18 protein-coding genes and 1 pseudogene are annotated in these 22,364 nt (G+C 72.7%); 14 read left to right on the plus strand and 5 right to left on the minus strand.

Annotation, left to right across the window (positions count from 1 at the left end; translation table 11 throughout):
• Positions 1-22 precede the first annotated feature (22 nt).
• The 3 genes from ACF089_RS13385 to nudC are packed head-to-tail and all read left to right on the plus strand — an operon-like array spanning position 23 to position 6,252.
• Positions 23-3,829 (plus strand): UvrD-helicase domain-containing protein, encoded by a 3,807-nt coding sequence (locus ACF089_RS13385; RefSeq protein WP_392025599.1) that lies wholly within the window; start codon positions 23-25, stop codon positions 3,827-3,829.
• A 10-nt stretch (positions 3,830-3,839) separates the two neighbouring features.
• The gene (locus ACF089_RS13390; protein ID WP_392025600.1) at positions 3,840-5,249 is read left to right on the plus strand and encodes a dipeptidase; all 1,410 of its coding nucleotides are present in this window, start codon (positions 3,840-3,842) and stop codon (positions 5,247-5,249) included.
• Between the two features lie 34 nt (positions 5,250-5,283).
• Positions 5,284-6,252, plus strand: coding sequence for an NAD(+) diphosphatase (gene nudC, locus ACF089_RS13395; RefSeq protein WP_392025602.1), 969 nt, complete (start codon positions 5,284-5,286; stop codon positions 6,250-6,252).
• Between the two features lie 212 nt (positions 6,253-6,464).
• On the opposite strand, the gene ACF089_RS13400 is transcribed toward nudC, so the two are convergent.
• Entirely contained in the window at positions 6,465-6,722 is a 258-nt protein-coding gene (locus ACF089_RS13400; protein WP_392025604.1) for a glutaredoxin domain-containing protein, read from the minus strand.
• 288 nt (positions 6,723-7,010) lie between these two features.
• Between ACF089_RS13400 and ACF089_RS13405 the strand changes: the two genes are divergently transcribed.
• The 5 genes from ACF089_RS13405 (at position 7,011) to ACF089_RS13425 (ending at position 10,877) form a co-directional block, all read left to right on the plus strand.
• Positions 7,011-9,191: an ATP-dependent DNA helicase UvrD2 gene (locus ACF089_RS13405; protein ID WP_392025606.1), complete on the plus strand. Its 2,181-nt coding sequence runs from the start codon at positions 7,011-7,013 to the stop codon at positions 9,189-9,191.
• Between the two features lie 165 nt (positions 9,192-9,356).
• Complete coding sequence (locus ACF089_RS13410) at positions 9,357-9,689, plus strand: hypothetical protein (protein ID WP_392025607.1); 333 nt, start codon at positions 9,357-9,359, stop codon at positions 9,687-9,689.
• Between the two features lie 192 nt (positions 9,690-9,881).
• Complete coding sequence (locus tag ACF089_RS13415; protein ID WP_392025608.1) at positions 9,882-10,259, plus strand: WhiB family transcriptional regulator; 378 nt, start codon at positions 9,882-9,884, stop codon at positions 10,257-10,259.
• Positions 10,256-10,582: a hypothetical protein gene (locus tag ACF089_RS13420; protein WP_392025610.1), complete on the plus strand. Its 327-nt coding sequence runs from the start codon at positions 10,256-10,258 to the stop codon at positions 10,580-10,582. The genes ACF089_RS13415 and ACF089_RS13420 overlap by 4 nt, the downstream gene beginning before the upstream one ends.
• A 94-nt stretch (positions 10,583-10,676) precedes the next feature.
• Entirely contained in the window at positions 10,677-10,877 is a 201-nt protein-coding gene (locus ACF089_RS13425) for a hypothetical protein (protein WP_392025612.1), read from the plus strand.
• Between the two features lie 176 nt (positions 10,878-11,053).
• Here the strand turns inward: ACF089_RS13425 and ACF089_RS13430 are convergent, their stop codons facing one another.
• On the minus strand, positions 11,054-12,685 hold the full coding sequence (locus ACF089_RS13430; RefSeq protein WP_392025614.1) for an ABC1 kinase family protein: 1,632 nt from the start codon (positions 12,683-12,685) through the stop codon (positions 11,054-11,056).
• A gap of 66 nt (positions 12,686-12,751) precedes the next feature.
• Positions 12,752-13,963 (minus strand): TOMM precursor leader peptide-binding protein, encoded by a 1,212-nt coding sequence (locus ACF089_RS13435; RefSeq protein WP_392025616.1) that lies wholly within the window; start codon positions 13,961-13,963, stop codon positions 12,752-12,754.
• 223 nt (positions 13,964-14,186) lie between these two features.
• Here ACF089_RS13435 and ACF089_RS13440 point away from each other — a divergent pair.
• The 4 genes and pseudogenes from ACF089_RS13440 to ACF089_RS13455 all read left to right on the plus strand — a co-directional run.
• A pseudogene (locus ACF089_RS13440) lies at positions 14,187-14,768 on the plus strand (M48 family metallopeptidase); the annotation flags it as partial.
• Positions 14,769-15,110: 342 nt separating this feature from the next.
• Complete coding sequence (locus ACF089_RS13445) at positions 15,111-16,739, plus strand: TerD family protein (protein WP_392025617.1); 1,629 nt, start codon at positions 15,111-15,113, stop codon at positions 16,737-16,739.
• A gap of 13 nt (positions 16,740-16,752) precedes the next feature.
• Complete coding sequence (locus ACF089_RS13450) at positions 16,753-17,433, plus strand: AIM24 family protein (protein ID WP_392025619.1); 681 nt, start codon at positions 16,753-16,755, stop codon at positions 17,431-17,433.
• 17 nt (positions 17,434-17,450) lie between these two features.
• Complete coding sequence (locus ACF089_RS13455; protein ID WP_392025620.1) at positions 17,451-18,191, plus strand: AIM24 family protein; 741 nt, start codon at positions 17,451-17,453, stop codon at positions 18,189-18,191.
• A 154-nt stretch (positions 18,192-18,345) separates the two neighbouring features.
• On the opposite strand, the gene ACF089_RS13460 is transcribed toward ACF089_RS13455, so the two are convergent.
• Together ACF089_RS13460 and ACF089_RS13465 are read right to left on the minus strand one after the other, a co-directional pair.
• Positions 18,346-18,870: an NUDIX hydrolase gene (locus tag ACF089_RS13460; protein WP_392025622.1), complete on the minus strand. Its 525-nt coding sequence runs from the start codon at positions 18,868-18,870 to the stop codon at positions 18,346-18,348.
• Positions 18,867-20,381, minus strand: a complete 1,515-nt coding sequence (locus ACF089_RS13465; RefSeq protein ID WP_392025624.1) for a zinc-dependent metalloprotease — start codon at positions 20,379-20,381, stop codon at positions 18,867-18,869. Before ACF089_RS13465 ends, ACF089_RS13460 begins: the two co-directional genes overlap by 4 nt.
• Before the next feature lie 191 nt (positions 20,382-20,572).
• Between ACF089_RS13465 and ACF089_RS13470 the strand changes: the two genes are divergently transcribed.
• Positions 20,573-21,700, plus strand: coding sequence for an SDR family oxidoreductase (locus ACF089_RS13470; RefSeq protein WP_392025625.1), 1,128 nt, complete (start codon positions 20,573-20,575; stop codon positions 21,698-21,700).
• 108 nt (positions 21,701-21,808) lie between these two features.
• Positions 21,809-22,267, plus strand: coding sequence for a molybdenum cofactor biosynthesis protein MoaE (locus ACF089_RS13475; protein WP_392025627.1), 459 nt, complete (start codon positions 21,809-21,811; stop codon positions 22,265-22,267).
• The last annotated feature ends 97 nt before the right edge of the window (positions 22,268-22,364 follow it).

Raw genomic sequence — 22,364 nt, forward strand, 5'->3', positions numbered from 1 at the left:
GGTCGCCGTTAGCCTTTTCGATGTGACCGCTCGCATCAGCGACCCCGAGCAGCTCAAGGAGCTGCTCGGGATCCCCTTCACCCCGGAGCAGACGGCCTGCATCACCGCGCCGCCCGCCCCGCAGGTCATCGTGGCCGGAGCCGGCTCGGGGAAGACGACGGTCATGGCCGCCCGCGTGGTGTGGCTCGTGGGCACCGGCCAGGTCGCCCCCGAGCAGGTCCTCGGCCTCACCTTCACCAACAAGGCGGCGGGCGAGCTGGCCGAGCGGGTCCGCAAGGCCCTGGTCCGGGCGGGCGTCACCGACCCCGACGTCATCGACCCCGACCACCCCCCGGGCGAGCCCCGCATCTCCACGTACCACGCCTTCGCCGGACAGCTCCTCGCCGACCACGGGCTGCGCATCGGGCTGGAGCCCACCGCCCGACTCCTCGCGGACGCCACCCGCTATCAGCTCGCCGCCCGCGTCCTGCGCGAGGCCCCCGGGCCCTATCCCTCGCTGACCCGCTCCTTCCCCTCCCTGGTGAGCGATCTGCTGGCGCTCGACGGTGAGCTGTCCGAGCATCTCGTCGACCCCGACCGCCTCGGGGCGTACGACGCCGAGCTGCTGCGCGCCCTGGACGGCGTCCGCCTGTCCAACGCCGATCTGCGCCGCGCCCCCGAGGCCGCCGGGGCCCGCCGCGAGCTGCTCGACCTCACCGTCCGCTATCGGGCCGCCAAGCGCGTCCGCGAGCTGCTCGACTTCGGCGACCAGATAGCCCTCTCCGCCCGGCTCGCCCTCACCCGCCCCGCCGTCGGGACGATCCTCCGCGACGAGTTCCGGGTCGTCCTGCTCGACGAGTACCAGGACACCTCCGTCGCCCAGCGGCTGCTGCTCTCCGGGCTCTTCGGCGACGGCACCGGCCACGCCGTGACCGCCGTCGGCGACCCCTGCCAGGCCATCTACGGCTGGCGCGGGGCCTCCGTCGCCAATCTCGACGACTTCCCCGAGCACTTCGCCCACGCCGACGGCACCCCCGCCACCCGCTTCTCGCTCAGCGAGAACCGCCGAAGCGGCGGCCGGCTGCTCCAGCTCGCCAACACACTGGCGGCCCCGCTGCGCGCCCTCCACGAAGGCGTCGAGGCGCTGCGCCCCGCGCCCGGGGCCGAGCGGGACGGCTCGGTCCGCATCGCCCTGCTGCCCTCCCACGCGGAGGAGATCGCCTGGCTCGCCGACTCCATCGCGCATCTGGTCCGCACCGGCAAGGAGCCCGGCGAGATCGCCGTCCTCTGCCGCACCGCGGGCGACTTCCCCGAGATCCAGGGCGCGCTGGTGGCCCGGGACGTCCCGGTCGAGGTCGTCGGCCTCTCCGGGCTGCTCCACCTCCCCGAGGTCGCCGATCTCGTCGCGGTCTGCGAGGTGCTCCAGGACCCGGGGGCCAATGCCTCCCTCGTCCGGCTGCTGACCGGCCCGCGCTGGCGGATCGGGCCGAGGGACCTGGCGCTGCTCGGCCGCCGCGCCCGGCTCCTGGTCCACCGCGCCTCCGCCGCCGACGCCGACGCCGACGAGCGGCTCGCCGCGGCCGTCGAGGGCACCGACCCGGCCGAGGTCGTCTCGCTCGCCGACGCCCTCGACACCTTCATCGACCCGGCCGGGACCGACGACGGACTGCCCTTCTCCGCCGAGGCCCGGATCCGCTTCGCCCGCCTCGCCCGGGAGCTGCGCGAGCTGCGCCGCTCGCTCTCCGACCCGTTGATTGACGTGCTCCACCGGGTCCTGTCCACCACCGGCCTCGACGTCGAGCTGTCGGCCTCCCCGCACGCGCTGGCCGCCCGCCGCCGCGAGACCCTCGGCAATTTCCTCGACACGGCCGCCGGATTCGCCGCCCTGGACGGCGAGGCCACCCTCCTCGCCTTCCTCGCCTTCCTGCGCACGGCCGCGCAGTACGAGAAGGGTCTGGACAACGCGCTGCCCGGCGGTGAGAACACGGTCAAGGTGCTGACCGCGCACAAGTCCAAGGGCCTGGAGTGGGACGTGGTCGCGGTCCCCGGGCTGATCAGCAAGCAGTTCCCGAGCGAGCAGCCGCGCGAGTCCTGGACCTCGCACCCCCGGGTCCTGCCGCACGCCCTGCGCGGCGACGCGGCGACGCTCCCGGACATCGAGACGTGGGACGCCAAGGGCCTGAAGACGTTCAAGGAGGCGATGAAGGCCCACCAGCACACCGAGGAGCTGCGCCTCGGCTATGTCACCTTCACCCGCCCGCGCGGCCTGCTGCTCGGCTCCGGCCACTGGTGGGGGCCGACCCAGAAGCGCAGACGGGGTCCCTCGGCGTTCCTGAAGGCGCTGTACGAGCACTGTGCGGCGGGCTTCGGCGAGATCGAGGCCTGGGCGGACGAGCCCGAGGCGGACGCGGAGAATCCGTGTCTGCTGGACGCGTCGCCCGACCGCGCCTGGCCGCTGCCGCTGGACGCCCTCTCCCTCGCCCGCCGCCGCGCGGCCCGCGACACGGTCCTGGCCCATCTGGACCGTACGCCCGTGCCGGTCGCGGCGGGCGCGGCCGTGGGCGTGGGCGGGGGCGCTCCGGGCGACGAGCCGCTGTTCTGGGACGAGCCGGTCGAGCCGGCGGATCTTGAGGAGCCGCCCGCGCCGGAGGACCTGGACTGGCCGGAGGACCTGGCGGACGAGCCGGGTGCGCCGGGTGTGCCGAGCGGCCCTGACGACCGGGGTGCGCCGGACGGTCCCGGCGGCCGGGGCGCGCTCGACGGCCGGGGTGCGCCGGACGGTCCCGGCGGCCGGGGCGCGCTCGACGGCCGGGGTGCGCCGGACGGTCCCGGCGGCGGGGATGCGCCTGACGACCGGGGTGCGCCCGGCTCGTCCGACGGCCGGGGTGTGCCGGACGGTCCCGGCGGCGGGGGCGCGCCCGACGGCCGGGGTGCGCCCGGCTCGTCCGGCGGCCGGGGGCGGCCCGGGGGCGACCCCGGCGCGCCCTCCGTCGTACTGCCCCGCCAGACCGGCGCTGAGGCCCCCCGGCCCCGGGAGGCCTCAGGGGCCTCCTCCGGGGAGCCGCCGGACGGCCTCGGCCCCGAGGAGCCGGGCGACGGCCTCACCCCCGAGGAGGCGCGCGCCATCGCCTCCTGGGACCGGGACATCCGCTCGCTCACCCGTGAGCTGCGCCACACCCGAGCCGCCACCCATGACGTCCCCCTGCCCGCCTCCCTCACCGCCTCCCAGCTCATGCGTCTCGCCGCCGACCCGGACGGCTTCGCGCGGGAGCTGGCCCGGCCCATGCCCCGGCCCCCGGCCCCCGCGGCCCGCCGGGGCACCCGCTTCCACGCCTGGGTGGAGTCCCGTTTCGAGGAGCTTCCGCTGCCCCTGCTCGGCCCGGACGAGCTGCCCGGCGGCGACACCTTCGGCCCCGGTCTGGCCGAGATCGCCGACGAGTGCGATCTCGCCGATCTCAAGGAGGCCTTCGAGCGCACCCCGTACGCCCGCCGCACCCCCCACCGCGTCGAGACGCCCTTCCAGCTCACCCTCGCCGGCCGGGTCGTCCGGGGCCGTATCGACGCCGTCTACCGGACCTCGGCGACGGGCGCGGACGGCGCCCCGTCCCACCGCTACGAGATCGTCGACTGGAAGACCGGCTCCGCCGCCGGCGCCGACCCCGTCCAGCTCGCCGTCTACCGGCTGGCCTGGGCGGAGCAGCACGGCATCCCCCCGGAGGAGGTGGACGCGGCGTTCGTCTTCGTCCGCACCGGAGAGGTCGTCCGGCCCCGGTCCCTGCCCGGCCGGGCGGCCCTGGAGGACATCCTGCTGGGCGAGACGGCAGACGACGGGGTCACCGGGGCCCGTTAGGCTCAGACTCATGAGCGACACCCCGGACAGCGCCGTCCGCAGTCATGTCCAGCAGCACCGCGCCGCCTTCCTCGAAGACCTCGCGGAATGGCTCCGTATCCCCTCCGTCTCGGGCCGGCCCGAGCACGCGGCGGACGTCGTGCGCAGTGCCGACTGGCTGGCGGCCAAGCTCCGGGAGACCGGATTCCCGGTCGCCGAGGTCTGGCCGACGGCCGGTGCGCCCGCCGTGTTCGCCGAATGGCCCGCCGACGACCCGGACGCGCCCACCGTGCTCGTCTACGGCCACCACGACGTCCAGCCCGCCGCCCGTGAGGACGGCTGGCACACCGATCCCTTCGAGCCGGTCCTCACCGACGACGGCAGGCTCCACGCCCGCGGCGCGGCCGACGACAAGGGGCAGGTCTTCTTCCACACCCTCGGGGTGCGGGCGCATCTCGCCGCCACCGGGCGCACCGCCCCCGCCGTCGGTCTGAAGCTGCTGATCGAGGGCGAGGAGGAGTCGGGTTCGACCCACTTCCGCGCCCTGGTGGAGGCGAACGCGGAGCGTCTGGCGACCGACGTCGTGATCGTCTCGGACACCGGCATGTGGTCCGAGACCACCCCCACCGTCTGCACCGGCATGCGCGGGCTCGCGGACTGCGAGATCGAGCTGTACGGCCCCGACCAGGACATCCACTCCGGTTCCTTCGGCGGCGCGGTGCCCAATCCGGCCACGGTCGCCGCCCGGCTGGTGGCCGCGCTGCACGACGCCGACGAGCGGGTCGCCATCCCCGGCTTCTACGACGGAATCGTCCCGCTGACCGACGCCGAGCGCGCGCTCTTCGCCGAGCTGCCCTTCGACGAGGACGTCTGGCTGGCCACGGCGAGGTCGCACGGCACGCTCGGCGAGAGCGGCTACTCCACCCTGGAGCGGATCTGGGCCCGCCCCACGGCCGAGGTGAACGGCATCGGCGGCGGCTATCAGGGCCCCGGCGGCAAGACGATCATCCCCTCGTCGGCGATGCTGAAGCTCTCGTTCCGCCTGGTCGCGGGGCAGGACCCGGATGTCATCGAGGTCGCCGTGAGCCAGTGGATCGCCCAGCGGGTCCCCGCCGGCATCCGTTACGACCTCACGTTCGGCGCCTCCACCCGCCCCTGTCTGACGCCGCTCGACCACCCCGCGCTCCAGTCGGTCGTCCGGGCCATGAGCCGCGCCTTCGACGGACAGAAGATCCTCTTCACCCGCGAGGGCGGCTCCGGGCCGGCCGCCGACCTCCAGGACGTCCTGGGCGCTCCCGTACTGTTCCTCGGCATTTCCGTGCCGTCCGACGGCTGGCACGCGCCCAACGAGAAGGTCGAGGTGGATCTGCTGCTCAAGGGCGTGGAGACCGCCGCCCATCTCTGGGAGGACCTCGCCGTCGCCCTTCGCCGATCCGCCTGATGTCGACCCGATCCACCGGGGGAGTTGGAAGTACGTGAGTACCAACGGCCATGTCACCGCAGACCGCGCCACCGGCCTCACCGCACCGCCCGTCAGCCTGACCGCGCCCAGCGGGATCGACCGCGAGGCGCATCACCGGCTGGACGAGGCCTGGCTCGCGGCCGCCTGGAGCCACCCCACGACCAGGGTCTTCGTGGTCTGCGGAGGTCAGGCGCTGATCGACGACACGCCTGACGGCCGCACCGAGCTGGTCATGACCCCGGCCTTCGAGGCCCCTGTCACCGAGACCCACCGCTACTTCCTGGGCACCGACGAGAACGGGGTGCGCTACTTCGCGCTCCAGAAGGACAGCCTGCCGGGCCGGATGGACCAGTCCGCCCGCCCGGCCGGGCTGCGGGAGGCGGGGCTGCTGCTCTCCCCGCGCGACGCCGGACTGCTGGTCCACGCGGTGGCGCTGGAGAACTGGCAGCGGCTGCACCGCTTCTGCTCCCGGTGCGGCGAGCGCACGGTGATCGCCGCGGCGGGCCATGTCCGCCGCTGCCAGGCGTGCGGCGCCGAGCACTATCCGCGGACCGACCCCGCTGTGATCATGCTGGTCACGGACGAGGACGACCGGGCGCTGCTGGGCCGCCAGGTGCACTGGCCGGAGGGCCGCTTCTCGACGCTCGCGGGCTTCGTGGAGCCCGGCGAGGCCATCGAGGAGACCGTGCGGCGCGAGGTGCGGGAGGAGGCGGGGGTGACGGTCGGGGAGGTCGAGTACATCGCCAGCCAGCCCTGGCCCTTCCCCTCCAGCCTGATGCTCGGCTTCACCGCCCGGGCCACCTCGTCCAAGATCACTGTGGACGGCGAGGAGCTGCACGAGGCGCGCTGGTTCTCCCGGGACGACCTGCGGGCCGCGTTCGAGTCCGGGGAGGTGCTGCCTCCCTACGGCATCTCGATCGCGGCCCGACTGATCGAACTCTGGTACGGCGAGCCGCTGCCGCGCCCGGGCAGCCTGCTCTGACGCCGTCGCCGGGCACCGCTGCCGGGCACCGCTGCCGGGCGCGGTCGCCGGGCGCGGGCACGGTGGCCGGGCCCTGGCGGCCCCGCCGGGCTCCGGCGGCCCGGTCCGGCATTCCGGCCGGGCCCGGCCGGGGTCGGCGGGTGCGGGGCCGGTGCGGGTCGGCGCACCGGTCGCCCGGACCGCCTCCGCGGCGGCCGGGCGACCGGCGGGCGTCAGGCGCTCAGCGCCTGCTTGACCTGGGCGAGGCTCGGATTCGTCATCACGATGTCCGCGCCGCCGCCGGGGGGAATCACCAGGACGGTCGGCACGGTCTGGTTGCCGCCGTTGGCCTTCTCCACGAACGCCGCGGACTCCGGGTCCTGCTCGATGTTGATCTCGGTGTACGCGATGCCCTCGCGCTCCATCTGGCTCTTCAGCCGACGGCAGTATCCGCACCAGGTGGTGCTGTACATCGTCACAGTGCCCGACATCGTCTTCCGGCTCCTTCGATCGGCTCGCCTCGCTGAGCGCGGGGCCGCCCTTGTATGCGGCGCGTCCGCGCACGGCATAAAACATACGGGGGCCTCCGGCCATTCCCGTCGGCCCGGGTCCCGGACCGTCCGCCGGGGGTGACGTGCGGACTCTCGCCCCGGGGACCGCCGGGCGGGGCTCCTGGCGGCCGGCCGTCGACGGCCCGGACCGGGCATTTGATACGACCGGATACGTCCCGCTGTGGACAACCGCCGCATCCGCCCCCCTGGACCTGGCAGCATGGCGGGGTGACAGCAGCAACGCACTCCTCGCTTTTCCCGCAGGTCCCCGAGTCGGCGGACGCGGTGCTCGACGGGCTCGACCCCGAGCAGCGCGAAGTCGCGACCGCCCTGCACGGTCCCGTCTGCGTGCTGGCCGGAGCCGGCACCGGAAAGACGCGCGCGATCACCCACCGGATCGCCTACGGCGTGCGCGCGGGCATACTCCAGCCCGCCAGCGTGCTGGCCGTCACCTTCACCAACCGGGCCGCGGGCGAGATGAGAGGGCGGCTGCGCCAGCTCGGCGCGGGCGGCGTCCAGGCGCGGACCTTCCACTCCGCCGCCCTGCGCCAGCTTCAGTACTTCTGGCCGAAAGTCGTCGGTGGGGATCTGCCCCGGCTGCTGGAGCGCAAGATCCAGCTGGTCGCCGAGTCCGCGGCCCGCTGCCGGATCCGGCTCGACCGCAATGAACTGCGCGATGTGACCAGTGAGATCGAATGGGCCAAGGTCACCCAGACCGTGCCCGCCGACTATCCGGCCGCGGTCGCCAAGTCCCTCCGCGACGCCCCCCGCGATCCGGCGGAAATCAGCCAGATCTATGCGATGTACGAGCAGCTCAAGCGCGATCGCGCGGTGATTGACTTCGAGGACGTTCTGCTGCTCACGGTCGGCATCCTCCAGGACCGGCAGGACATCGCCGACCAGATCCGCCGCCAGTACCAGCACTTCGTCGTGGACGAGTACCAGGACGTCAGCCCCCTCCAGCAGCGGCTGCTCGATCTGTGGCTCGGGGAGCGCGACAGCCTCTGCGTCGTCGGAGACGCCAGCCAGACGATCTACTCCTTCACCGGGGCCACCCCCGACCATCTGCTGAACTTCCGCACCCGCCACCCCTCCGCGACCATGGTCAAACTGGTCCGTGACTACCGCTCCACCCCCCAGGTCGTCCAGCTGGCCAACGGCCTGCTGAACCAGGCCCGCGGCCGCGCCGCCGAGCACCGGCTCGAGCTGATCTCCCAGCGCGACCCCGGCCCCGAGCCCGCCTACGAGGAGTACGCGGACGAGCCCGCCGAGGCCGAGGGCACCGCCCGCCGGATCCGCGATCTGATCGACGCGGGCGTGCCCGCCGGAGAGATCGCCGTGCTCTACCGGATCAACGCCCAGTCGGAGGTCTACGAGCAGGCCCTCGCCGACGCCGGAGTCCCCTATCAGCTGCGCGGCGCCGAGCGGTTCTTCGAGCGCCAGGAGGTGCGGGAGGCGGGCGTCGCGCTGCGCGGGGCCGCCCGCGCCGGGTCCAACGACTCCCTGCTCGACGACGCCGAGGACCTTCCCTCCCAGGTCCGCGCGGTGCTCTCCACCAAGGGCTGGACGAGTGAGCCGCCCGCCGGCTCGGGAGCGGTGCGCGACCGCTGGGAGTCCCTGGCCTCGCTGGTGCGTCTCGCGGAGGACTTCGTCCGGGTCAGGCCCGGGGCTTCCCTCGCCGATCTGGTGACCGAGCTGGACGAGCGCGCCGCCGCCCAGCACGCGCCCACCGTCCAGGGCGTCACCCTCGCCTCCCTGCACGCGGCGAAGGGCCTTGAGTGGGACGCGGTCTTCCTCGTCGGGCTCACCGAGGGCATGATGCCGATCACCTATGCCAAAACCGACGAGCAGGTCGAGGAGGAGCGCCGGCTGCTGTACGTGGGCGTCACCCGCGCCCGGTTCCACCTCTGTCTGTCCTGGGCGCTCTCCCGCTCCCCGGGGGGCCGCGCCTCCCGCCGCCCCACCCGCTTCCTGAACGGGATGCGGCCGGGCTCCGCCGCCACCGCCCGGGGCTCCGGCGCGGCGGGCGGGGCCGACCGCTCGGGCGGCCGCCGCAAGCGGCGCGGGCCGGTGCTCTGCCGGGTCTGCGGCACCACGCTCACCGACGCCGGCGAGATGAAGCTGATGCGCTGCGAGGGCTGCCCCTCCGACATGGACGAGGCGCTGTACGAGCGTCTTCGGGACTGGCGCTCCGACCAGGCGAAGGAGCTGGGCCAGCCGGCGTACTGCGTCTTCACCGACAAGACGCTGATGGCCATCGCCGAGGCCGTCCCGGAGGACGAGGGCGAGCTGTCCCGCATCTCCGGCGTCGGAGGCCGCAAGCTGGAGCGTTTCGGGGCTGATGTGCTCGCCATCTGCACAGGTCAGGAGCTGGAGGAAGGGCCCGCGGCGGCCGAGGACGAAGACTGAGCGAAACTCGTCGGGAAAATAGTTTGCGCCCGCCCCGAGGATCCCCATAGGTTCTTAACCACGGGAAACAGCGGCTTCTCTGAAGCCCTGTCCTCGTGTTGTACTTATCCGAATAGCAGCGACCGGCCCCGGCCGGTCCCGAGACGCCGAGAGGAGGCGAGTCTAGTGATCAAGATCAACTCAAGCTTCAGCAACCCGATCCGTGTGGCCGATCGCTCGATCGTCGCCTCCGCCTGCTCGCTCGGCTTCTCCGCTTCGTTCAACGGCACCGGTGTGTCCGGCTTCCCGGCCGAGATGTCCCTGCTGCCTCTGGGCGGGCTTCCCGTCCGGACCGGCAATGAGCGACCGACCGAGGCACTGGAAGCAGGAGCAGCAGCGGCAGAGGCCAGGACCTATGCCTTTGCGGCGGCCAGTGCCGGACACCTGAAGCAGACGCAGCAGCAGCACCACTCGAAGTGGGCCTTCCGTGGGCTCGAACCCTGGAGCGATCCAGCCTGATTCGATCAGGCCGGCGCCTTCAGGGCCGCGGAACCCCACTCGGGATCCGCGGCCCTTCTGTTTTCCCCGAACCAGGGAGAGCGGAGCGAAGGGGCCTCGGGACAGCAGCACCCGGTACCAGCCCTCCGGCTCGACCGGGGGACCAGCAACCGGCCGACCGGCCGGACCGACCAGACGAGGAACGACACCACCGTGCAACTCGAAGCGCACGCCCCGTCCGTACCGCATTCCGAGACCTTCCCGCCGCCCGCTCTCACGGAGGACCCCGCCTTGACCCCGCTCGCCCCTCTCACCGCGCTCACCGCGCTCGACGACGCCATCGAGAACCTCGGCGTACCCGTCCCCTGCCGCTCGTACGACCCGGAGGTCTTCTTCGCCGAGTCGCCCGCGGACGTGGAGTACGCCAAGTCCCTCTGCCGCACCTGCCCGCTGATGGAGGCATGCCTCGCGGGCGCCAAGGAGCGTCGTGAGCCGTGGGGCGTCTGGGGCGGAGAGCTGTTCGTCCAGGGTGTCGTCGTCGCCCGGAAGCGGCCGCGTGGCCGTCCGCGCAAGAACCCGGTCTCGGCATGAACGTCATCGGGACCATCGACCGCCCCCTCACGCACGATCCCAAGAAGCAGCAGGCCCCCATGCCCACTTCCGCGAGCGAGCCCCGTGGCTCCGCCACCCCAGTCGTCACCACCACCGGCGCGAACGCCTCGCGTCAGAACAGGACCCGTGAGATGCAACTCATCCCAGAAGCGCTCGCTCGTGCGCATATGCACGAGCGCCTGCGTGAAGCCGACGCGGAACGCCGGGCCGTGCGCCTGGTCACCGCCCGGCGCATGCAGCGCCGCGCCGAGCGCGTTTCCCTGCGCGCCCGCCGCGCACTCGCCATGGCCGTCATGAACTGACGCTCGCCACACCCCGCGGGGGCCGGTCCGAACGGACCGGTCCCCGCGGTGCGTTGTCCCCCGGCCCGGCCCCGCGGGGGGTTATCGTCACCGGGTGGACCAGCAGCAGACTCCGCGCCCGGCCGAGCCGGGCGCCGAGACCACCGTGTGTTCCCACTGCGGCGAGGTCGCGGAGGGGACCCCGCCCACCTGGACCTGCTCCGTCGAGAACCACACCCGTCACTACTTCTGCGACGCCTGCGCCCGGGCCAATCTCCGCGCCATCGAGAGCAGGCTCGACTCCGCCTGGTGGTGAGGCGTCCCCGCCGGGCCCCGCCCCGCCGCCCTGCCTCCCCGCCCCGCCGGGCGGGGCCGCCCGCTGGCGGCACGGCCGGCCGACGGACCGCCGCCGGAGGTGCGGCAGCCCCGCCGGGCCGCTGCCCGCTGGTCGTACGGCCGGCCCGCCGGGCCGCTGCTCCGGTCCCGAACGGGCTAGGCCCGAGTCCCGACCGCCGCCGAGCCGTCCGGATCACCGGCGTCCTTCGCGGCCCCGGCGCCTTCTGTGTCCTCGGGGGCCCCGGCGTCCTTGAGCGCTCCCGCGCCCGTCGGGTCCACCGGGTCCGCAGCGCCCGCCGCGCTCGCCGTTCCTGCCTCGTCCACCGGGTCCGCAGCGCCCGCCGCGCTCGCCTCGTCCGCCAGGTCCTCCGGGTCCGTCAGGTCCACCGGGTCCGCCGTGCCCTCCCCGGCTGCCGCCTCCCGGGCGTCCTGCACCGGCTCGGGTGTCTCCTCCGGCTCGTACTCGGGCAGGAACCCGGGCACCCACGCCTCCAGCTCGTCCCGCATCCGCACCGTGGCGTTCAGCTGACAGAGCACTCCGATCGTGCTCAACGTCACACGGTGTATCAGCAGATAGGCGGGCGGCAGATTGAGCTGCTTGCCCAGCTGGTGCGCGGGGGAGCGGATGTCGGCGATCCGGGCGGCCTGGGTCCGCATCCAGCTGCGGGTGAAGGTGAACTCCTCGGCCTCCGCCGGCTCGATGATCGGCAGCAGATACTCCAGCACCGCGTCAGGGTCGAGCTCTATCTCCTCCTTGACGAAGCCCTCCTCGCACAGCAGCTCGTACACCGCGTCCGCCTGGCCCTCCAGCGTCATCCGCAGACAGTCGCCGATGGGCTGAGGCAGCCCGCCGGGCAGCCGGTCCACCGTGCCGAAGTCCAGCACGCCGAGCCGCCAGCCCTCGCCGCCCCCCTCCGGGAGCAGCCGGAAATTGCCCGGGTGCGGGTCCGCGTGCAGCAGCCCCGTACGGGCGGGTCCCGAGAAGAGGAAGCGGGCCAGCAGCTGACCCGCTCGGTTCCGCTGCTCCTCGGTGCCCTCGGAGATCACCTCGGCCAGCGGGATGCCGTCGATCCACTCCGTCACCAGCACCTGGTCGGACTGGAACACCACATCCGGCACCAGCACATCGGGATCGTCGGCGAACTCCGCCGCGTGCTCCCGCTGGGACTCGGCCTCCAGTCCGTAGTCCAGCTCCTCCGACACCCGGTCCCGCAGCTCGTTGATCAGCGGCTTGATGTCCATGCCCGGGATCAGCGGCCCCAGCAGCTTGGCGAACCGGCTCAGCTGGGTCAGATCGGAGAGCAGCGCCTCGCCCGCCCCGGGGTACTGGAGCTTCACCGCCACCTCACGGCCGTCCTGCCACACCGCCCGGTGCACCTGCCCGATGGAGGCCGCCGCCGAGGGCTTGTCCTCGAAACTCAGGAAGAGCTCCCGCCACTCCTCTCCCAGCCGTTCGGCCATCACGGCGTGAACCGTGCGCGTCGGCATCGGGGGCGCGGCGTCCTGGAGCTTGGTGAGCGCCGCCCGGTAGGGGCCCGCGACATCCTCCGGGAGGGCGGACTCGAAGACCGACATCGCCTGTCCGAACTTCATCGCGCCCCCCTTCAGCTCGCCGAGTACCTTGAAGAGCTGATCGGCGGTGCGCTGCTGAAGCTCGCGGGCGACGATCTCCGCCGACTTCCCCCCGATCCTCTTGCCCAGCCCCCAGGTGGCGCGGCCGGCGAACCCCAGTGGCAGTGCGGCCAATTTGGCGGTCCGGGTGACCGCTTTCCGGGGAAGATCAGACATAGTGCCCCTCCAAATCCCAGCCGACCGTGCCGCGTATGCCGTACGGCGCCCGCCCGTTGACGGCGGTCACCCGGCCATTGTCTCGTGCGGAGGGCCGAAGCCCTCGGTGTCGTGCCCCTCACTTTTCCCCGAGGAGCCACAGGCGCAGCGCGGATGCGGCGCGATCCGCTCCGACCGCCAGTCCAGCAAGGGCAGCGAGGTCTCCCAGCGGGCTCCCGCACTGGTCGGCAGCTCCCCGTCGAGGAAGGACAGCGCATGGGCCGCCGCCGTGCCCGCGACCGCCGTGGCGAGAGCGATGTCACAGGCCGGGACGGGAGTCCGGCGACCGCCCGAACGCCACTGGGCCAGCAGTCTCGGCCATCCCGGATCCTCCTCGGCCCGGCGCAGCTCCAGACATCCCGCGCATCCGGTGCCGCCGGGCAGCACCAGCGGGCCCACCATCCCCGTGGCCTCGATGACTCCCGCGTACAGATGAGGGGTGCCGGTGGTGATCCACTCCGCGGCCGTCACGGGATCGGGCGCGTAGGCCGCGAGTCCGTCGCGGGGGCAGACGACCACCAGCGAGATACCGGGCTCACCGCCCCCGCCCGGCACACCGGCCCGCGCCCCGCCCGGCCGTCCCGCCGCAGCGCCTCGGCCGCCCGCCGCACCTCCGGCCCCCGCGCCGGCCGAGCGCGGCGGCGGTATCGGCGCGGCCCGGCGCACCAGCCGCCGGGCCGCCGCTTCCCGCCGCTCGCCGACCGCTTCTTCCGGCAGCCCGCCGGGGGCCACGTCCCAGGGCTCGGCGCAGCCGCCGTCCAGCACCTCGACCCGCCCCACCCCGGCGGCCGACAGCAGCGCCGCGACCGAGGCGCCCACCCGGCCCGCGCCCGAGACCCGGACCCGTGTCGCCCGCCGGGCCGCCAGCCGCCGGAGCGGCTCGCCCGGCTCCGGATGGACCACCGAGAGCGCCGCCAGGTCGGGGCGGAGCCGGTCGCCGCCGCCCGCTCTTCCGCGCAGCGCGTCGACGGCCGGTCCGCCCGCCGTCGGATCGTCCAGCAGCCCCGCCGCCGCGAGCCGCCGCACCAGGGCGTCGACATGTCCGTCGGGCAGGCCCATCGCCCGGCCCTCCTGCCGCAGCAGCGGCAGGCCGCGCGTCCCGTCGAGCAGCTCGATCAGCGCGCCCGTGGTGGTGTCGACCGGGCCGACCGTCACCGCGTGCGCGGGCGTCACCCCGAACTGGACGCTCTGCCGTTCCCGCCAGGCCCGTCGCAGGGCGGGTTTCAGCATCGGATGCATTTCCGCTTCCCCCGTTCGTACGTGTACAGAAGAACGTGCGCGGATCTCCCCGTAGATCCGTTGTGGAACCGTTGTCAGAATGCCCGCCCGCGCCGACGCCCGGGAAAAGTTGTCCACAGGCCCGGTGTATTAGTCGTTCAAATGGCGCAGTCATTGAAGTGGATCATGTGTGAACCCTTCCGGGGGCGGGACTTCCCCCGTGGTCAGCGGGTAACGTCGGGGCGTGTCAGTCGACCCTTCCTCCCGTGTCGCCGGGGAGACTCCGCCCCGTCCGTCCCGCGGATCGCGGACGAGCGCGGTCGAAGTCCGCAGAAGCGCGCGCCGCCGCCGAACGGTCTCCGCCTACCGGGAGGGCGATCGCACCATCGTCCTGATCCCCGCCAGGATGTCCGAGGCGGAGGAGCAGCGCTGGGTCGATGTCATGCTCGACAAACTGGCCGCCCAGGAGAGCAGACGCACCCTCGGGGACCGTGAGCTGGCCGAGCGCGCGGAGCGTCTCTCCGACCAGTACTTCGACGGCACGGCCCGGCCGGCGTCCGTGAGATGGGTGACGAATCAGAACACCCGCTGGGGTTCCTGCACCCCGACCGAGGGCAGCATCCGCCTCTCGCACCGCCTCCAGGGCATGCCCGAGTACGTCGTGGACTATGTGCTCGTCCATGAGCTGGCGCATCTGCTCGTACCCGGTCACGGCCCCCGGTTCTGGCGGCTTCTGGAGGCGTATCCGCGGACCGAACGGGCCCGCGGATATCTGGAGGGCATCGTGGCCGCCGACCGGCTGCGCCATCCGTCCGCGCCGGACGACGGACCGGACGACGGACCGGGCGGGAGCGATCGGCACGGAGACGGCGGAGGCGACGGAGACGGCGGAGATGACGGGACCGGCGGATTCGACCGGGCCGGCGCCGTCGACCGGGCCGGAGGAGAGACCTCCGGGCACGAGTCGCGCGGCGGTGAGCCGGACCGGGTATGACCGGGGGATTTCGGCCCGGCGGAAGGTTCGTGCCGCGTTCCGCCAGCACGCTCTTCCCCTGATCGCCTTGTATCGAATGTGTCCCAGCGCGGACCGAACTTGGCTCGATGTAGCCGTCAACGGTTAGCCTGTCGCGACGCATTCGTATTCAGGGATGGGGGACGGTCGTTACGTATGGCCAGGGAATTCCAACGCGGCCACAAGGCCAGGATCAGTGATCTCACGCCGGGAACCGATCTGTACGTGGGTGTCCAGATCTCGGCTCCGGGGCTGAGCTTCGACATCAGCTGTTTCGGCCTTGACGCCAATGAGCAGCTTTCCGACGACCGCTACTTCGTCTTCTTCAACCAGCCCAAGTCGCCCGAGGAGTCGATTCAGCTCCTGGGCGCCCAGGCCGGTGACACCGAGTCCTTCCGCGTCACGCTCGACCGCGTTCCGGCGCACATCCACAAGCTCTCCTTCACCGCCACCGTCGACGGCACGGGCCAGATGTCCCAGATCGGCCCCGGCTACATCCGCCTGGTCGCGGGCGGGGAGGAGGTCGCCCGCTATCCCTTCAACGGCTCGGAGTTCAGCACCGAGCGCGCGGTGATGCTGGGCGACTTCTATCTGAAGGACGCGTGGCGCTTCGCCGCCATCGGCCAGGGCTTCGACGGCGGCCTGGAGGCCCTGCTGAGGAACTTCGGCGGCGAGGTCGCCGAGGAGCAGCCGGCCGAGCCGCCCGCGCAGGACGCCGTGCCCGGATTCGCGCCGCCGCCCTCGCCCGTACCCGCGTTCGGTGCTCCGGCCGCCCCGTCGGCGCCCCAGCCCGCCCCCTCCTTCGGCGCGCCCGCCGCGCCGATACCCCCTCCGGCTCCGGCTCCGACTCCGGCGTACAACGCGCCCACCGTCGTGGCCCCGATGCCCCCGCCCGGCGGCGCGGTGCCGCCGCCGTCCGCGCCGCCCGCTCCTCCGGTCCATGGGCAGCCGCCGTCGCCGCCCTCGTACGGCCAGACTCTGGCCTCGGCGCCGTCGCCCGGGCAGTTCCCCGCCCAGGCCACCCCGCCGGGCGCTCCCGCGCAGTACGGACAGCCCGCTCCGGCCCCGTACGGACAGCCTCCCGGCGTCCCGCAGGGCCTCCCGCAGACGGTCCCGACCGCAGGGCCCGGTCTGCAGGCCGCGCTTCAGCCCTATCGCGAGACCCCGACCGGCAGGCGCTGGACCGCGCAGAACCAGCAGCTCATGCGGGTCGAGCTGGCCATGGGCGGCTCGGCCTTCCTCGCCCGTCAGGGCACTATGGTGATGTACCAGGGCAAGGTGGACTTCAGTCACAAGAGTGCGGGCTTCATCGGCCGCAGGGTCGGCGACGCCACCGGCCAGGAGATGCAGCTGATGCGCTGCACCGGCCGGGGCCAGGTCTTCCTCGCCGAGGACGCCGCCCAGCTCCACCCCATCGAGCTGCAGGGCGACGGCATCTGCGTCTCCGCCGAGAACGTGCTCGCCTTCGACGAGGAACTCCAGTACGAGATCCGCCGCGTCGAGGGCCATGGAATACCCGGCGGCGCGCTCTTCACCATGCAGTTCAGCGGCACCGGCACGGTCGTCGTCAAGACCCGGGGCACACCCGTCGTCCTCCCGGTCACCCCGACCACCTTCGCCGACGCCAACGCGGTCGTCGCCTGGTCGTCCGCGTCCCAGGTGATCCTCTCCAGCCAGGTCCGGCTGCGCCGCAACGCCTACCCCGGGCACAGCGGGGAGACGGTCAACCTCCAGTTCCGGGGCGCGCCCGGCAACTTCATCGTCGTCCAGCCGTACGAGGTCTGAGGGAGCCCGAAGAATGAATCAGCAACTCGCGGGCTACGCCCCGACCCCCGCCGCGGCCCGGATGGAGAACCACGGCGCCACCATGCTCAAGGTCGCCATGGCCTCCGGCCAGGACCTCTACGCACGCACCGGCTCGATCGTCTCGTACGAGGGCTTCATCCAGTACGAGCCGAACCCGCCCGCCGCCCGGCAGGCCGCCGCCCAGTGGGTCACGGGCGAGGGCTCACCCGTCATGAAGTGCTCCGGGGACGGGCTCCTCTACCTCGCCGACTACGGCGCGGACGTCATCGTCCTCCACCTCGACAACGACTCCGTATCGGTCAACGGCACCAATGTGCTCGCCTTCGACGCCCACCTCCAATGGGGCGTCGAGAAGGTCAAGGGCCTTGCCAAGCTCGCCGGCCAGGGCCTGTGGAACGTGGAGATATCGGGCACCGGCTGGGTCGCCCTGACCTCGCGCGGCACCCCGATCGTCGTCGAGTGCGGCAAGGGCGAGGACGAGACCTATGTCGACCCGGACGCCCTGGTCGCCTGGTCGCCGCAGCTCAAGGTCAAGGGCAAGCGCAGCTTCAAGGCCTCCTCCCTGATCGGGCGGGGCAGCGGCGAGGCGTTCCAGATGGCCTTCTCGGGCCAGGGCATCGTCGTCGTACAGCCGAGCGAGGACAGCACCGACCGTCTGCGGATCCGGCGCTGAGGGGGAGCGAGAACACCATGCAGAGCCCACTTTTCAACCATGGGGAGCAGCAGTCCCAGGAGCGGTACACGGTGCAGAATCCACAGCTGCTCCGCGTCTCGCTCACCGGCCACGACGACGTTCTCGCCCGCAAGGGCGCGATGGTCGCCTACCAGGGACTGATCGACTTCGACGGCGAGTACGAGTCCGCCAACCGCCGCCGGCGCCGGACGAAGACCGGCGAGGGGCTGGAGCTGATGCGCTGCTCCGGCCAGGGGACCGTCTACTTCGCCAATCTCGCGCAGTACGTCCATGTCGTGGACGTGGACCAGGAGGGCATCACGGTCGACAGCGACTACGTCCTGGCGCTGGACTCCACGCTGCACACCGAGACCATCGCGGTGGACAGCCAGTACGGGATCTCCGGATCCGGGAAGTACCAGCTCAGCGTCACCGGCCGGGGAAAGATCGCCCTGATGACCTCCGGCCTGCCGCTGATGATGCCGGTGACTCCGGAGAAGTACGTCAATGTCGACGCCGACGCGATCGTCGCCTGGTCCACCTCGCTGCGGGTGCAGATGCAGGCCCAGACGCACTCGTCCAGCATCGTGCGGCGGCGCGGCAGCACCGGAGAGGGCTGGGAGCTGAGCTTCCTCGGCCAGGGCTTCGCGCTGGTGCAGCCCAGCGAGGTCATGCCGCCGCAGAACGCGCAGATCGGCGAGGGGCTGCGGGGCCAGTTCGGCAATGACGGCCGGAACCAGAACAACGCCTGGAGCTGACCCGGGCCACACGGCGGTGAGCGACGAGTAAGGGGCGGCCTCCCAGGAGACCGCCCCTTACCCCGTCCGCCCGGCTCGTCCGTCCGCCCGGCTCATCCGGAAGCGACGCTCAGCCGCCCGCAGGGCTCATTCGTCCTCAGGACTCACGCGTCCGTCACAGCAGGGCGCGGGTGCGCTCCAGAAGCCGTACGACCGAGGCGTCGGCGACGTCCGCCACCTCGTCATAGCCGAACCAGCGCAGATCCAGCGACTCGTCGCTGATGGCCGCGACCGACCCGGCCGGGGCCAGCGCCGCGTACTGCACGTCCAGATGCCAGTGGCACGGCGCCGGGATCGGATGCCGGTCCAGGCGGACCGGGGTCCCCGACCGCAGCAGCGTCAGCCCCGGGACGCCGGACTCCTCCGTCGCCTCGCGGAGCGCGGCCCGCGCCAGCGTCGTATCGCCCGGCTCGCAGTGGCCGCCCATCTGGAGCCACATCTTCAGCTTCTTGTGCAGGGTCAGCAGCACCTGCCCGCGCTCGGGGTCGATCACCAGCGCGCTGGCCGTGACATGTCCGGCCTCACAGGCCTTCCACACCCCGTCGGGGTGGGCGGCCAGATGATCCAGATAGAGACCGCGCAGCTCCTCCTGGTCGTCATAGCCCTTGAGCGTGAGGACCGCGTCGTCGTGCAGACTCACCGGCCGGAACCGCCGCTGCCGTCCTCGTCGCCCTTGTCTTCCTCGTTGCCCTTGTCTTCCTCGGCGTCCTTGCCGGGCTTCTCGGCGTCGCCGTCCGCGCCGGAAGCGGAGTCCGAACCGCCCTCCCGAGCCCTGCCGGGATTCTTGGAGGCGGCCTCGCCGAGCATCTTGTCCAGCTCGGAGAAGTCGAGGTGCTCACGGTGGACGAAGCCGTCCGGATCGTCCAGGTCGGTCGCCGTCGGCAGCATGTCCGGGTGCTCCCAGAGGGCGTCCCGCCCGTCCACACCACGCGCGTCGGTGAGCGAGGCCCACAGCCGCGAGGCGTCCCGCAGCCTGCGCGGACGCAGCTGGAGGCCGATCAGCGTCGCGAACGTCTGCTCGGCGGGACCGCCGGACGCCCGCCGCCTGCGCAGCGTCTCCCGCAGGGCTCCGGCCGAGGTCAGCCGGGTCGAGGCGGCCTCGTGCACCACCGCGTCCACCCAGCCCTCGACGAGCGCGAGCGCCGTCTCCAGCCGCGCCAGCGCCGCCTTCTGCTGCGGGGTGTCCTCGGGCTGGAACATGCCCTGCTGAAGAGCCTCCTGCAACTGCTCGGGATGCGAGGGATCGAACTGCCCGACCACATCCTCCAGCTTGGTCGTGTCGACCTCGATGCCCCGGGCGTACCCCTCGACCGCGCCGAAGAGATGTGACCTCAGCCACGGCACATGGGCGAAAAGCCGCTGGTGGGCGGCCTCGCGCAGCGCCAGATAGAGCCGGACCTCCTCCTTCGACACTCCGAGGTCCTTGCCGAGCGCCTCGATGTTCAACGGCAGGAGGGCGGCCTTGCCGGCCGGGCCGAGCGGCAGACCGATGTCGGTCGAGCCGACCACCTCGCCCGCCAGCACGCCCACGGCCTGCCCGATCTGCTGGCCGAACATCGCGCCGCCCATGGAACGCATCATGCCGATCAGCGGCCCCGCCATGGCCTGCATCTCCTCGGGCAGCACTCCGCCCATGGCCATGCCGACCCGCTCCGCGACCGGGTCCGCGAGCTGCTGCCACGCGGGCAGGGTCTGCTCGACCCACTCGGCACGGCTCCACGCGACGGCGGTGCTCGCGCCGGAGGGCAGCGAGGTCACCCCGTCCAGCCAGAGATCGGCCAGCCGCAGGGCCTCCTCGACCGCGGTGCGCTCGGCGGGACCCACGCTCTCGTCCTTGGTGCCGTCCGCCGTGCCCTGGGAGACCGTCTGGCGGGCGATCTGCTTGGCCATGTCCCAGTTCACCGGGCCGCCCTCATAGCTCAGCATCTGGCCGAGCTGCTGGAAGGCGGCGCCCAGGTCATTGGGGTTCAGCGAACCGAACATGGCCGCGAAGGGATTGTCTCCTCCGGCGTCCCCGCCGAATCCGAAAGGATTCGCCGGGGTGGGGCCGCCGGCGCCGTGGCCACCGCCGGCGGGATCCTTCTTCTTGCCTTCGTCGCCGTTCTCCGGCTCCTCCGGCGGAAGGCCGAATCCGAATGGGGTGTCACTCACGGGTTTCCTCGGCTCGTAGGGCCGCCGGCTCCGGGCCGGCGGCGAATGCCCGACAACACTCCCAGCGTAGACACCCGGACCCGCATACGGGCTCGGTGCTCCGCCGACTCGTGGCCTGGGGCAGGATGGACGCCACCTGGTACGTACGCGTCATTCGCTAACGTACTGAAGACAACCGCTGGAGACGCCTGGTGAGTTCCCCAGATCCGCAGGTTCGCGGAGCGCGAAACCGCTCAACCCCGACCATTGGCGACGGGTCCCCGAACCGGGGGCCCGTCGTCGCGGTCACCGGCGCCGCCACCGGCATCGGCGAACTGCTCGCCCGACAGCTGGCCGCGTCCGACGAGGTCAAGCAGGTCATCGCCATCGACGAGCGCCGGGGCGAGGTCTCCGAGGCGCTCTGGCACATCCTCGACGTCCGCGACCCGGCGATCGCCGAGAAACTGCGCGGCGTGGACGTGGTCGTGCACCTCGCGCTCGATCTCGACCTGGAGGCCGACGCCGCCGCCCGCACCGCCTACAACGTACGCGGCACCCAGACCGTGCTGACGGCCGCGGCCGCCGCCGGGGTGCGCCGCGTGGTGCTGTGCACCTCGGCCATGGTCTACGGGGCGCTGCCCGACAACGACACCCCCCTCTCCGAGGACGCCGAGCTGCGCGCCACCGCGGAGGCCACCGGCGTGGGCGATCTCCTGGAGATCGAACGCCTCGGCCGCCGGGCCCCGCGCGCCCACCCCGGGCTCAATGTGACGGTGGTGCGGCCCACGGTCCTGGTGGGGGGCACGGATACGGCCCTCACCCGCTACTTTGAGTCACCGCGCCTGCTCGTCGTCGCCGGATCGCGTCCCGCCTGGCAGTTCTGCCACGTCGAGGACCTGGTGAGCGCCCTGGAGTACGCCGCTCTGGAGAAGGTCGAGGGAGAGCTGGCCGTCGGCTGCGACGGCTGGCTCGAACAGGAGCAGGTCGAGGAGCTGAGCGGGATCCGGCGGATGGAGCTGCCGTCGGCCGTGGCGCTCGGCGCCGCCGCCCGGCTCCACCGCATCGGCCTCACCCCGTCTCCCGCGGGGGACCTCGCGTACACCATGCACCCCTGGGTGGTGAGCGTGAGCCGTCTCCACGACGCGGGCTGGCGGCCGCGGTGGACCAATGAGGAGGTGCTCGCCGCGCTCCTCGAAGAGGTGGAGGGCCGGCACACTCTCGCGGGCCGCCGCCTCGGCCGCAAGGACGCCACGGCGGCGGGCGCGGCCGGAGCCACGGTGGCCCTGCTCGGCACGGCGGCACTGGTGCGCCGGGCCCGCAAGGCGAGACGGCGGCTGTAGGGGCCCGGGTGGCGGCGCCGACCGCCGCCACCGGCTCCCGGGCGGCGGGCAGACCTGGCTGACCTGCGGGTTTTCCTCGCTGTCAGTGGCGTACGGCACGATGAGTACATGGGCAACAGGTACGACCATCCTGGTGAGCAGGGCGCGCGGGATCCCATTCGCCTGCTCGCGATCCGTGACACCCCTCTCTCGCTCGACGAGGTCTTCGCGGCCGTCGGGGACGACGCGGCGGGCGGCACCGCGCTCTTCGTCGGCACCGTGCGCAATCACGACGGCGGGGCAGGGGTGGACACCCTGGGGTACTCCTGCCATCCGACGGCCGAGGCCGAGATACGCCGGATAGCCGAAGCCGTCGCCGCGAAGTTCCCGGTCCGGGCGCTCGCCGCCGTCCACCGAGTGGGGGATCTGAAGGTCGGGGATCTCGCGGTCGTCGTCGCCGTCGCCTGCGCCCACCGCGGCGAGGCCTTCGAGGCCTGCCGCCAGCTGATCGACGACCTCAAACGCGAAGCCCCCATCTGGAAGCACCAGACCTTCTCGGACGGTACAGAAGAGTGGGTGGGCGCGTAGCGCCTCGTTGAGGGGTGGTGGTCGGGTGACGGGCACGGCCCTCCTACGGACGGGCCCGGGACGCCGTCGTTCGGGGGACGGGGCGCCGCTGAAACCC

The sequence above is a fragment of the Streptomyces sp. NPDC014894 genome, from assembly GCF_043080985.1.
Lineage (GTDB): Bacteria > Actinomycetota > Actinomycetes > Streptomycetales > Streptomycetaceae > Streptomyces.